This window comes from Chryseobacterium vaccae (assembly GCF_009602705.1).
In the GTDB taxonomy this organism is placed as follows: Bacteria; Bacteroidota; Bacteroidia; order Flavobacteriales; family Weeksellaceae; genus Chryseobacterium; species Chryseobacterium vaccae.
The window spans coordinates 1,981,586-1,994,342 of record NZ_VSWH01000001.1; the positions used below are offsets into that span (position 1 = coordinate 1,981,586).

15 protein-coding genes are annotated in these 12,757 nt (G+C 33.6%); 6 read left to right on the top strand and 9 right to left on the bottom strand.

All coding sequences use genetic code 11. The features are described from left to right. Nucleotides 1–443: 443 nt before the first annotated feature. Entirely contained in the window at nt 444–1,628 is a 1,185-nt protein-coding gene (locus FW768_RS08920; protein WP_317163056.1) for a chloride channel protein, read from the top strand. Nucleotides 1,629–1,941: 313 nt separating this feature from the next. Here FW768_RS08920 and FW768_RS23980 read toward each other — a convergent pair whose 3' ends face one another. The 4 genes from FW768_RS23980 to FW768_RS08935 form a co-directional block, all read right to left on the bottom strand. Continuing rightward, nucleotides 1,942–2,031, bottom strand: coding sequence for a hypothetical protein (locus FW768_RS23980; protein WP_368811048.1), 90 nt, complete (start codon nt 2,029–2,031; stop codon nt 1,942–1,944). A 32-nt stretch (nt 2,032–2,063) separates the two neighbouring features. After that, the gene (locus FW768_RS08925; RefSeq protein WP_394349973.1) at nt 2,064–3,455 is read right to left on the bottom strand and encodes a glycosyl hydrolase 115 family protein; all 1,392 of its coding nucleotides are present in this window, start codon (nt 3,453–3,455) and stop codon (nt 2,064–2,066) included. Nucleotides 3,456–4,175: 720 nt separating this feature from the next. Next, on the bottom strand, nt 4,176–4,601 hold the full coding sequence (locus FW768_RS08930; protein ID WP_153394637.1) for a transposase: 426 nt from the start codon (nt 4,599–4,601) through the stop codon (nt 4,176–4,178). Nucleotides 4,602–4,732: 131 nt separating this feature from the next. Next, a complete protein-coding gene (locus tag FW768_RS08935; protein ID WP_153394639.1) occupies nt 4,733–5,038 on the bottom strand; it encodes a helix-turn-helix domain-containing protein in 306 nt (101 codons plus the stop codon). A gap of 377 nt (nt 5,039–5,415) precedes the next feature. Here FW768_RS08935 and FW768_RS08940 point away from each other — a divergent pair, with 377 nt between their 5' ends. Further along, nucleotides 5,416–6,081 (top strand): LuxR C-terminal-related transcriptional regulator, encoded by a 666-nt coding sequence (locus tag FW768_RS08940; RefSeq protein ID WP_153394641.1) that lies wholly within the window; start codon nt 5,416–5,418, stop codon nt 6,079–6,081. A gap of 321 nt (nt 6,082–6,402) precedes the next feature. On the opposite strand, the gene FW768_RS08945 is transcribed toward FW768_RS08940, so the two are convergent. Continuing rightward, the gene (locus tag FW768_RS08945) at nt 6,403–7,380 is read right to left on the bottom strand and encodes a hypothetical protein (RefSeq protein ID WP_153394643.1); all 978 of its coding nucleotides are present in this window, start codon (nt 7,378–7,380) and stop codon (nt 6,403–6,405) included. 258 nt (nt 7,381–7,638) lie between these two features. Between FW768_RS08945 and FW768_RS08950 the strand changes: the two genes are divergently transcribed. From FW768_RS08950 to arsB, 4 genes are read left to right on the top strand one after another with little or no spacing between them, the layout of a single operon-like run. Further along, nucleotides 7,639–7,965 (top strand): ArsR/SmtB family transcription factor, encoded by a 327-nt coding sequence (locus tag FW768_RS08950; protein ID WP_153394645.1) that lies wholly within the window; start codon nt 7,639–7,641, stop codon nt 7,963–7,965. A 57-nt stretch (nt 7,966–8,022) separates the two neighbouring features. Beyond that, a complete protein-coding gene (locus FW768_RS08955) occupies nt 8,023–8,496 on the top strand; it encodes a DUF6428 family protein (RefSeq protein WP_153394647.1) in 474 nt (157 codons plus the stop codon). A 12-nt stretch (nt 8,497–8,508) separates the two neighbouring features. After that, nucleotides 8,509–9,120: a low molecular weight phosphatase family protein gene (locus FW768_RS08960; protein ID WP_153394649.1), complete on the top strand. Its 612-nt coding sequence runs from the start codon at nt 8,509–8,511 to the stop codon at nt 9,118–9,120. 20 nt (nt 9,121–9,140) lie between these two features. Further along, the gene (arsB, locus tag FW768_RS08965) at nt 9,141–10,169 is read left to right on the top strand and encodes an ACR3 family arsenite efflux transporter (protein WP_153394651.1); all 1,029 of its coding nucleotides are present in this window, start codon (nt 9,141–9,143) and stop codon (nt 10,167–10,169) included. 623 nt (nt 10,170–10,792) lie between these two features. Here the strand turns inward: arsB and FW768_RS08970 are convergent. The 4 genes from FW768_RS08970 to FW768_RS08980 all read right to left on the bottom strand — a co-directional run bounded on the left by FW768_RS08970 (nt 10,793) and on the right by FW768_RS08980 (nt 12,724). Beyond that, on the bottom strand, nt 10,793–11,209 hold the full coding sequence (locus FW768_RS08970; protein ID WP_196782925.1) for a PIN domain-containing protein: 417 nt from the start codon (nt 11,207–11,209) through the stop codon (nt 10,793–10,795). Then, nucleotides 11,202–11,657: a helix-turn-helix domain-containing protein gene (locus FW768_RS08975; RefSeq protein ID WP_185151956.1), complete on the bottom strand. Its 456-nt coding sequence runs from the start codon at nt 11,655–11,657 to the stop codon at nt 11,202–11,204. The genes FW768_RS08970 and FW768_RS08975 overlap by 8 nt, the downstream gene beginning before the upstream one ends. A 111-nt stretch (nt 11,658–11,768) precedes the next feature. Continuing rightward, on the bottom strand, nt 11,769–11,897 hold the full coding sequence (locus tag FW768_RS23835; RefSeq protein ID WP_262885775.1) for a hypothetical protein: 129 nt from the start codon (nt 11,895–11,897) through the stop codon (nt 11,769–11,771). A gap of 131 nt (nt 11,898–12,028) precedes the next feature. Continuing rightward, nucleotides 12,029–12,724, bottom strand: coding sequence for a VIT1/CCC1 transporter family protein (locus FW768_RS08980; protein ID WP_153394654.1), 696 nt, complete (start codon nt 12,722–12,724; stop codon nt 12,029–12,031). Between the last annotated feature and the right edge of the window lie 33 nt (nt 12,725–12,757).

Consider the following 12,757-nt stretch of genomic DNA (forward strand, 5'->3'; position numbering starts at 1 on the left):
CAAGACTAAAATTAAAGAAGCTAACTAAATGTGCAATTTTACATCCGTCACAAAATTAAAAAACATCCATTTTTAACAGTTATCTAAAATTCCAACGTTGCAAACAGACAGAATTGATAACTAAAACAAAAAATTAAGTATATCGTTGCCTTGATCGGTTGGACCTTCAGTTTATGAATCAATGAATTATTTAAATTTCATTTGGATTGTTTAAATAAAAGCATGATTAAACTATAATAAAAACAGGTAGTATATAGTAACAAGCAACTTTTACTATTTCAAAAAATAACCATTACCTTTACATCTTCTTTAAAACTAAAATAGTTATGCAAGGCAATACAGCGTACAGAAAGAAAATAATAAGATCCAGCTATGTCAAATTAATCGGGATATCTATTATCGTTAGTATTATCTGTTGTCTTATATCTTATACCTTAAAACATTTGACAGGACAGGTACAGGAATACCTCTTTGAAGAAATTATAACCACGGAAAACAAATTGTTAATCTTTTTACCAAGTGTAGGCATTACAGCAATCTATTTCCTACGTAAATATTTCTTTCAGAACAGAAAAAATAAAGGAATTAAAGAAATATATACAACCCTGGAAACAAGAAAGGATCATCTTCCTTTTTTTAAAATACCTTCTCATTGCATTAATGGCTTTTTAACGGTGATTTTTGGAGGATCTACAGGAGTCGAAGTATCAACAGTAGTTGCCACCGCAACAGTTGGTAATCAGGCCTACAAACATTTGCATAGTGCATGGGCCTACAAAACGGAGCTGATATGTGCAGGTATTATAGCGGGTGTAACCGTACTCTTTGGAAGTGCGTTGGGCGGTTTTCTATTTGCATTTGAAGTTATTGCACGTAAATACAATAAAACCTTACTGATCAGTGGAATAAGTTCGATGATTGTAGCTCATCTATTTGTACATTTTTATGACTCAAATCCACTATTTACATTTAAGGTACAGGACTGGCGGTGGCAATCCATACCTTTTGCTGTGATACTAAGTTTAATCGGAGGTATATTTGCCCTTTATTTTACAAAAATTGTCATCTACGCAAAAACTTTTTTTGGTGGGATTAACAACAATTTCATCCGCGTAAATTTAGGTGCCATAACTGTTGGGGTATTTATATTTTTTCTTCCGGCTTTATATGGTGATAGTTATCACGGACTTGGTAAAATCCTCGAATGTAGTTCGTACGACATTGTTAATCTCGCATATTTAATTCCTCTGGTTTTGCTCATCTTCATAAAGCCATTGGCGGCTTCCCTCACTCTCGGCGCAGGCGGTGACGGCGGTGTATTTGCCCCGAGTATTGTTACAGGTGCATTTTTAGGGGTATTTTTTGCCCAATTCTGCAACCATTATTTAGGTACCCATCTTGTGGTTATTAACTTTGCGTTATTTGGAGCCGCTGCCATGCTTTCCGCAGCTATTCATGCCCCTCTTACTGCCATGTTTATTATTTCCAGTATCGTACCGTCTGGATATCTATTGCTGTTTCCTTTATTCATCAGTAGTGTTATTTCTAAAATACTGGCAAAGAAAATCTATCCTTACAATGTGTATACTTACAAAGAATTTTCAAGCAGCCCGAATGTAGTAAATTGATTAAAAGTACCGTACGGTATTTAAATATAACAAATCATAACAATAAAATCTTTTTTGTTTATATTGGATTATTACATTTACTAAAAAAGTAATTTGCAAAAAACTTTACAACTAGAAGTATTTAAATATTAAAATCGGAATTACTAATTCCTTTTTGATTTGGCTCAAACGAAGGAAATCATAAATAAAAGTGTTGGAAGATATGCTCGTATGGGGAGCACAAATAGACAAACGGCGCCAAGTGAAGAAGGATGGCGCCATTTAACTTAAATCTTAGAAAGTTTCTGAACTATTAGAATAAACCATCAGTTAATCAATTTCTCTCGGGCGCTCCAAGATAACTTGGGTACTTATCATTAGGGTTAACTATAATACGCTCCAATACGACTTCAGGATCGATCATATAAATTTTCAAAGTATGAATACCCGCTTTTTTCACATCCAGTGCTGCATCCAGCAACGCTGGTTATCAAATACTTCAGTACGGCGGGGCTTTTCACGGGAAATTAGAGCGTAATTATGACCGAAATCCGGCAGTGGTTTGAGGTTTTTTGAACGGCTGAGATTCTCAGCTGTATACTCTTTAAATTCATCGTGGTATCCCTTTCTGGCATCGAGTATAACAGGGTCACCGTTATCAATAGAAACCGCTATTCTTAATCCGCCGCCCGGGTTGATATCCTGAGTTGGTAGAATTCCAAGCAATACTGTTGTGGAACCGGACTCAGGCAGAAAAATCTGATACTCCAATCGAGGTGTCTTTTCAGGGGTTGAGCTTGGTGCTGTTGTAGGATAAATACCCATACAGGCTTCAGCTCTTCCCAAGCCAGGCAATACGATCCATTCTGCATTATCACCTGCTATCTTTAAACTGAATTTATTCGCGGGAATAGAAAACTCACCGGAAAATCCACCATAATAATCAGTTTTGCCTGCTGGTGTCACTTTTTTCAACGTATTTATAACTACCGGTACTTTAGTATTATTCTGATTAATTTCAATCAAGCCGCTTCCTTTGCCTTCAGGAGCTTTTTTCCAGTCGATATCTACATATAGGCGTTGTTCGGTTTCTGTGCTTCCTTTAGCATTACTTAATCTGATCCACGGTTTATCCGCTTTGGCTGTAAAGTTTAGTAGCCCTTTTCCACGGTTAAAGATGTCGATATAATAATGCTGCTTGTCAAGAATGTCAAATTGGGGCAGCTCTGCTTTTCCTTCTGTTCCTGGCCAAGCATTTGTACTACCTTCCACTGCAACACCCAATGAAGGTGAAGCCAACAGGGTAACCTCATCAAGTGGAGGCAAACTATTCTCCTTCGGCATCGACCAGTGTTGGTAACCCAAATGTACGTCGCTCATCATATTTTTCCATTTGCCGCCAGCAATAGAATCATTGTAACGGGTGCTCAGTTTTTTATCCAGCTCAAAAAGTTCGCGGGCACGATTGGCATAATCATTAGCACTTACCCGACCTTGCTTAGCATAAAGATTATTACGTCCTGCTGCCAGATAAATCTCTGCCACACCAGCTGAAGCTTTAACAGGATAAAGCACTAGTTGATAATAAGCATCCAAAGCCTCTTTCGGCATTTCCTTTTCCAAAGCTTCTGCTCTTGCGGTAAGATCCTGCCACCTCTTTTGTACCTTTTCGGCTTCGTGGTAATTGACAAAACTGAAAATACTCGGATCCTGTACTTCCGGCTTTCTCATCAAATTATATTTTGAATATTTTGATACTAGCTCTGCAATTTCTGCAGCGTGTTCTTTTCCGAAAATTCCAGTTGCCCAATCGGTCATGTAATCAGAAGTTTGATTAGCGGAGAGCAGTGGTTATACTGTCGATTTGTTTTTTTGTGGGATTTTCCTGAGAATAAAAAAAAACAGTACTAAAGATAAGAAACAATAAGAATAATTTTGTTTTCATTGTTATTAATTAAATAGTATAAACAGCAAAAATTTATTTTACTTTATGGTATAAAATTAACAAATATATTAAATACAGGTTGTGCGAAGAAAGTGAAAATAAATAAGGATACTGATAGATAGCCATTCACCTTTTTTCTTTTTTCAAGCCTTTTTCCAAATCTTCCATTAAATATTTCGATATTTATTTGGTTATGATTAAAAGACCGCAACAGCCAAATAAACACTTACTATTTAAATACTAATTTCTAAAATTTTCGCTTATTAAATTACATTAAACAAAAAGTTTAACAGAATTTGCTTGATAAAATGGTGGGCTATAATTCATTTTTAATTTGACTTAATCTAACCAAATCATCTATAAAAGTGTTTGAAGATACGCTCGTTAAGGTCACTTGACAGGATTATGTAATTCTACAATTCTTTCCAAATCTTCTACCAAATGTTTCGTTATCTCTTCGGTTATGGGTACAAAAAACCTCTGAAATCTTTTGATTCTCAGAGGTTTTTGATTTTTAGGGGATCAAAAAGGTGATTAAATTTTTTAAAAGAAAAATTTGTATTCCAGAGTCTTAGTATATTATTTCATTTAAGATTATAGCATCAAGAGATCATCTTTATTGTTTAAGAATCCAAATTTGAATACTTACGAATCCATTTATAAAGAGTAGTTTTAGGTATCTTATAAGTACTTACTACTTCAGGTTTTGACATTTTGCCACTGTCTATCCTTTCTAAAATGAATAATATCATTTCTTTAGTATAAATATTTTTTCTAAAGACAGGCGTGTTTATTCTTTTGATATCGCTCCCCATATTCCTTTGTGGGGAAAATAAAATAAGATGCTGAGAGTAAAGTCTAAAAAAATCGTATTTCAATAGCTTACTCCACTTCAATAATAATTCTGTAGAAAGATGTTCTTGATTGAACATTTCTTCTATTTCTACAACAGGTTTACTAAAAAATGTTGAAATACGGGAATACTCTATTTCATTTTTCACAATTTCACTCTTAATCAAAGAACCAATATGTATATTTTTAAAGTTCATGGCATAAATTGACTTAATTATTTATTTTTGAATACAATCCTAATAAGTAACCTAAATAATACTTGATCGTGTCTATATTATTTTTATTTTTTTCATCATGTTTTTTTAATTTGTTAGATCTACACTTCTCCTTAAATCTTATATTTTTTCTTCCAGGCAGCTACTGTATTCCTACTCAATTTAAAATGCAATGCTAATTGTGAATTATTAAGTTTTTCTTCTCTTTGATACTTTAACATTTCAAATATGCTTTGCTTATCGTAAGATTTATGTTTTTGATCATTAAATTTATTGTTTGGAAAAAGTACATTATTCAATTGAATAATATCTAAGCTATTCAATGTTTTTTTATTAAAAAAATCTTGGCATTCATTCAATTTTAAAGGGAATTTCTCTGAGATCAAATCCGTATAAATCTTCTTATAATCAGGGCACATAGGTCATTTTTTTCATAGAGTAATTCATAGTTATTAGTTTTTAATATATACTCGATTTTGTGTTTTTACAGTACAGAAATACTATGCGCAAATATATTTCAATAAGGTATTTCATGAAATAACAGATATCTGTCATTTTAGAAAATTACACATTTGAAGAGCATTACTGTAAAGACTAAATTAACCTAAAAATTCATCCCTATTTTCTAAATTTGTTTTTATTATTTCACTAAATTTAATGTACATTATTTTATAAAAAACAACAAATCATATGAAAAAAATTCGCCCTATTAGTACTGATGAACTGATCAGTTAAGACACAAGGGAAATATTATAATTTTTTTGAAGAAAAAATTAAGAGTATTGCAGACCATGCTATGAGTATATATTTTTGGATTCTCCTTAACCGATCGGAAAGGAAAATTGAAATGGTAAGTGAAAATATCGAACAGTTTACTCCTACTAAAAAGGAAGACTGGATTCATAGTTTTGAAAATCATTTCTACATGGAGTTGTATCATCCTGAAGACAGGGATTATTTAAATGCGGCTTTTCAGTTTGCTGAGAGAACACGTTTAAGTTTAGATAATTCCAAAAAAGAAACATTAAAATTTAATTTTTATGGAAGAATGATTGATCGGAATAATCAATACCGTATGGTTATGATTAAATCAATAGGCCAATATATTAATGATAAAAATGAAATAGAAGCCTCTTTGGTTGTGATTTATGACATCTCTCATTTTAAAATTCCTAACCTTCCATTATTTTCCGTCATTGATGACAGTAATAAAGAAACACGATATTATAAATTTATTGAAGAAAATATTCAAAGCATTGAGATTGACGTTCCCAAAATAAGCACAAGAGAAAAAGAGATTTTAGATCTGATGTGCCAAGGCTACAATACCCCTCAGATTGTTTTAAAATTATCAATATCCTATCATACAGTAGAAAATCACAAAAGAAATCTTCGAAAAAAAACCAATACAAAAACATCATCTGAGCTCATTGCATTTGTCATGATTCACAACTTAATGTAATAAAAAATTGAAAATAATTTGAATATACATCCTCTATTTTCTAATCTTACATATACAAAGTATCAGCTTTAAAATTAAAACTGATATTACATAGTTTCGTCAATCTATTTGAACATTTTCATAGTGTACATGTTATATTTTCTTCATCGCCTTATTGTAACTATAGTACCCGCTATGCTGTAAATTCCTTGGAAAAATTTTTCCATATTGATAAATCTGAATTCCATCCGGACTACCCAACCTACAATATCAATTTATATTTTCGATTCGAGTGGTTAAAAAAGTGCTTGAACCTATATGTATATTGAATAGTTTTTATAATCAATTTAAACGCTGTGCAGTAAAATAAAAATAATAGTTGACAGCATCTCTGGTAGCATGCCAAGTACAGTTGTGCCACTCTCCATTAGGAAAGGTGATCATGGCATTCACATACTCTGCTCGATCCATATCTGCACCGAAATCATCATCTCCATCAATGTTATAACTATAATAATAACCAGGTCCGGCAATAGTGGTATTAGCTCCATCAATATATCGGTTGTTTGTTGAAAGAGAAGAAACACTATATGTAATTGGAGCAGAAGTAACATTACAGAATTTGGGAGCTACATCTCCATCGAACGCAGCTTCCAAAAAATCCATTCTTAACCCGTTGATATGAATAAATTTTGCCTGGTCAACAGCATTGGAAAGTTCATAAGCAGATTTTCTATTGGTAGTACCAGTATTGGTCACTGCTCTCCCGGTCATTATATTTCTTGTTCCTCCATTGGCTGTAAATATGTTAGCAGGTATCACCACCCTAAACGATTTAATGGCACCTGCCACAAAATTATTATCATTGGAGACGGTAGTTTGTTGAAAAATATCCCATAAAGGAGCAGTTGTCACATTATTTGAATTTTTAATAACCATGACCGATTGTCCTGATTTAATAGTAATGGTGTTGCCCGTGGAAGCGGAACCGGTTTGTATCAACTGTGTACCATTTCCTTTGATGGTGACATCAAAAGAAGATGTATTTTTAATATGATACACTCTTCCATAAAATGAATTTTCTACTACATCTGCTACCACAGCATCAGGAAGGGTAATGGTAACAGTACCAGAAGCACCTACTACATTCACAAATTGATCAGTAATGGTTAAGTTAGTATCCACAGCTACCGACTTATAGTTCCCAGCATATGAACCATTTACAGTCAATGTACTATTAGAATTTTCAGTATTAATCCCGACTTGCGAATACATAATAGAGGAGACAAGAAGAATTCCTATTCTAATAATTTTTTTCATAGCATCATTGTATTTATTTATGCTACAAATTTACCTGGTATCAGTCTTTCAGAAAATAACAGATCTCTGTCATTTTTAATGTAATTCACTATTACAAAAAAGAAAATATTTTTGTTTTAGAAAATTAAAGTAACTGTATAAAGTTGAAAGGTTATAACTAATCCTGTATTACAGGCATGATATTGAAATTAGAAAAAACCAAATAAATTTTCCATTTCAAATATTTAATCGTAATATTGCGATATAATTATTCTAATCATGGGAGTAACAAAAACAGATCACTTTACAGATCAGCAAAACAAGATTGCTGTTATTGCAAAAGCATTAGGACATCCTGCCAGAATAGCGATTATTGAATATCTGCTAAAAGTAAATACCTGCATTTGTGGGGACATTGTTAATGAGCTTCCTTTAGCGCAGGCAACCGTCTCTCAACATTTGAAAGAATTAAAGAATGCCGGTCTTATCAAAGGGAATATCGAAGGAACTGCCATTTGCTACTGTATTGATGAAAATACTTTTGGAATCCTGAAAGATTATTTTTCAAATATAATTCTGACGACTACAAATCAGAAATGCTGTTAAGGCATTTTTTTAAATACATATATCGCAATATTGCATTTAACCAATAAATAAAAATTGATGAAACTATCTGAAATCAAAGAAATTTTACCAACATTAGAAAATGTTGAGTTTCAATTAGAAAACGGAGCTTTTGTTCCTGAACATTTTCATGTTACAGAAGTAGGAACTGTGACCAAACACTTTATTGATTGTGGTGGTACCATCCGCAATGAAAGAGTGGTTAATTTTCAATTATGGAATGCTGATGATTTTGAGCATAGGTTAAAGCCTGGGAAGCTTTTACATATTATCAGACTCTCGGAAGAAAAATTAGGTATTGAAGATGGTGACATTGAAGTTGAATATCAAAATACCACAATTGGAAAATATGATTTAAAATTTAACGGGAAACATTTTGTTCTTAAAAATAAAACAACAGCCTGTTTAGCCCAGGATGCCTGCGGGATTCCTGCAGAAAAGCCAAAAGTAAACTTATCCGAACTTTCTACTCATCAAACTTCTTGCTGTACTCCAAATTCCGGATGCTGCTAAATCATATAAACTATGTATCCGAAACTATTACAAACAATAGACATACTAAAAAATCAGGAAATCAGTGCAGATAGGAAATCCACATTAGCACCATTGGTTGATTTTATTCAAAAAAGATTGGAACAGCAAAAAGAAGTAATCCTTAACTTTATTTGTACGCATAATTCAAGAAGAAGCCATTTGTCACAAGTTTGGGCACAGGCTGCAAGTGTTTATTATGATATATCGAATGTAACCTGTTATTCAGGAGGAACAGAAGAAACGGCCCTATTTCCTAAAGTTGTGGAAACTTTGAACGAACAGGGACTTTCAATTATAAAAATTTCCGATACGGAAAATCCAGTGTATGCTATCAAATTTGATGAAGACAGACACCCAATCATAGGTTTCTCTAAAAAGTATGACAGTTCTTTTAATCCAACACATGGTTTTGCTGCAATTATGACCTGTTCTCAGGCAGACGGTGGCTGCCCTTTTATTGCAGGAGCTGACAAACGTATTCCTATCACTTTTGAAGACCCAAAAATTTCTGATGGTACCCCTGAACAGACGAAGATATATCATGAGAGAAGTTTACAGATTGGTACTGAAATGTTCTATGTCTTTTCACAGATAAAAAAATAAGAATTGATAAAATAAACGTAATGCAGCCCAAATTAAAATTTCTGGATAGATTCCTTACTCTTTGGATATTTTTAGCGATGTTCCTTGGGATAGCTCTGGGATATTTCTTTCCTAACATTTCTGAAATCACAAATTCTCTATCCGTAGGAACTACAAATATTCCATTGGCGATTGGTTTAATCGTAATGATGTACCCACCATTAGCAAAGGTTGATTATTCACTGTTACCCAAAGTTTTCCAGGATAAAAAAGCAATTGGAATTTCTTTAGTATTGAATTGGATTATCGGGCCAGTTTTGATGTTCTTATTAGCCATTCTTTTCCTGAAAGATGAACCCGATTATATGATTGGTTTGATTCTTATAGGTTTAGCAAGGTGTATTGCAATGGTATTGGTATGGAATGATTTAGCTAAAGGAAACCGCGAATACGGAGCATTGCTAGTCGCTCTAAACAGTATATTTCAGGTATTAAGTTACAGTTTTATGGTTTGGCTCTTCATCAATGTTTTACCCGAGAAACTAGGATTGGCTAATTTTAATGTAACGGTATCAATGGGAGATGTTACAGAAAGTGTTCTGGTATATTTAGGTATACCGTTTTTAGCAGGCTTCTTAACCCGTTACTTTTTAACCAAGCTAAAAGGTTTGGAATGGTATAATAGGAAGTTTATTCCTGAAATATCTCCGCTGACTTTATATGCACTTTTATTTACGATTGTCCTCATGTTCAGCCTTAAAGGTGATAAGATCTTAGAGTTACCATTAGATGTTTTAAAAGTAGCTGTACCACTAATAGTGTATTTTGTACTCATGTTCTTTGTTAGTTTCTTTATCAACAAATCCTTTAATATTCCTTATGATAAAAATGCGTCCATAGCCTTTACAGCAACAGGAAATAATTTTGAATTGGCGATTGCCGTAGCGATTGCTGTTTTTGGAATTCACTCTCAACAGGCATTTGTTGGAGTAATCGGACCATTAGTAGAAGTTCCGGTTTTGATATTGCTTGTAAGAATAAGTTTATGGTTAAAAAAGAAATATTATTAATGCCATTGTATAATGGAAGCTTCTCTGATTTCGCTTAAAATTTATCCCTAAATAGTGAATTTGTTTCACAAAACCTCATCAACCAGTTAAATCGTGTAAAAAATATTTTTCACAAGTAAAATATCTTAAAAAATTGAATGAAAAATCCAGTAGTCCCAAAACTTCTTCCTCATTCTTAACAATTAGACACAAACTGATTTTCATTGGCTTCTAGTAATTTTTAAAGGTATAAAGATACAAGTATTACATCTGTTGCACATTTTAAATGATGTTTACTTTAACTCTTTGTAAAAGATTAATTTAAACATCATTCGGATTAAGGAAGTTAAGATTAATGGCTGGAAGATAAAAGAAGGAGACTGGAAGTTATTTTTAGTTATAGGCACCACAGTAAAATCAGGTTATCATAAAAAAATAAAAATAGAATGACACTTATTATTAATTACTTCTCTTTCAGCTTCAAACCTATCTAAATCAGAAATTTGAGGCTATTGAAGAAGCTCAGCTGCTTTTTTAAGACCACACTTCATTAATATCTCTAAAACTTCTTCTTTTGTTTTTTTGGGATTTTTAAGGTTTAAAACCTGTTTTTTGAAAGCAGATTTCACTAATGCTGTATCTTCCTATAAAATCTGAACAATAAAATCATCAGGGTGAATAACTTTTACAGGATATTTTAAAATACTTTTGGAAGGAAAATCCTTTAAATTAAAAGTTAACAGAAAATTGGCTCCACTATACAGAGCGGCTGCTAAAACATGGCGGTCATCTTTATCTGGAAGTTCCAAAGCATCAATTAATTCTCCATAATCATTTACATCAGCTTCGGGAAAAGCAAGATTCATAGCACTTATGGCTTTCTCCAAACTGGTTTTATTTAACTCAGGTCTGTTTTTAAGAAGATTTCTTACCCATTCTTCGTGAATAGCCGATGTCCATTTAGGTTCAAAACCACCTTCAGAAGCAATATAAAGTAAAATATCCCGCACAGGAGCAGGATAGAGTACATTAGCATCCAGTAAGGCAATTGTTTTATTCATACCCAAGATTCAGATCCTGTGCCTGTTTTGTAAGAAACTTTAACTGCTTTTCACGTATTTCCTTTTGCTTTTCCTCATAATTTTCAAGATCTTCCAATTCAATTCTTCTATGGGTTCCAACTTTAAAAAAAGGGATATCACCTCTTTCTAAAAGTTTGATTAAATGTGGACGTGATATTCTCAATAGGTCAGCAGCCATTTGGGTAGACAGCCCTTTATGGGAAGGAATAACTGCAACCTCCAAGCCCTCTGCTATATTTGACAAAATACTTTTAAATAAGACAAATGCCTGCTCAGGGATCTGAATCTCTTCTTCATTGTATTTTAGTTTTACAGTTCCTCTTTTATCCTGTTTCCTTACCTGTTTGATACTGGTACGTAAAACGGATAAAGAAGTTCTTGCATTTTTCCGGTCTTCTTTTGTAATTATATTCTTAACACCTATCATTTTGATTTTAAAACACATACAAATATAACAAATAAAATATTCGAAACAAACGAAATAAACGAAATATTATTTATTCCTAAGTTTAATTTGTTATATTAATTAACAAGGCTACTACTTGATCACTTCACCAGCACCTTCAGGTGAAGTAGTAGGCTTCGGATCTTCAGTATACACTAAAGTCCCGCCTTTGATTGTCTTTAATCTAATTTGTTCAATCTTTTTGTTTTCCAGGTTTTTCATTATAATCAATTTACTGTCCGTCAAAAATAACAAATATTCTCATTGACGTACCTCTTGTTCATCTGTTTCCTAGCCGTAAACTTTACCTCCGGCGTATGATTTTCAACCTTTAACAAAATCCGACAGCCATTTCACGACACACTCACTCCAAAAAAATGTCCTACCAATGCGGTCATTCCCATTGCTACCGTTCCCCAGAAACAAATCCTCAGTATTGCGGGAGCTATTCTTGATCCTCCGGTTCTGGCTGAAACAGCACCTAGAAGCATCAGGAATACAATAGAAAATCCATACTGGAAGTAAACCATCTGTTTAATGGGTGCCAAAAGTGAGACGGCAAAAGGTAGTAAAGCCCCTACTGCAAAAGAAATAAAGGAAGCTCCTGCGGCGTGTAAAGGCTGTGCTTTGGTAATTTCGTTGATTCCCAATTCATCTCTGGCATGGGCCTCCAGAGCATTATGCTCAGTAAGTTCTGTGGCAACTTTCATCGCTGTTTCTCTACTGAACCCTCTTCTTTCGTAGATCTTCGCCAGTTCTTTAAGCTCAATTTCAGGCATCTCTTCCAGTTCTTTCTTTTCTCTGTGAAGATCTGCTTTTTCTGTGTCTTCCTGGGAACTCACCGATACATATTCTCCGGCAGCCATAGACATTGCTCCGGCAATCATCCCGGCTAAGGCAGCCAGAATAATGGTATTCCTTTCAGGTTGTGCCGCTGCCACACCAATCACGATGCTGGTTGTAGATAAAAGTCCGTCATTAGCCCCTAAAACGGCAGCCCGAAGCCACCCTACTCTGTTGACGTAATGTTTTTCTAATTGATGATACATAACCGGAAATAATATAGGTTCTATCAAAAATAA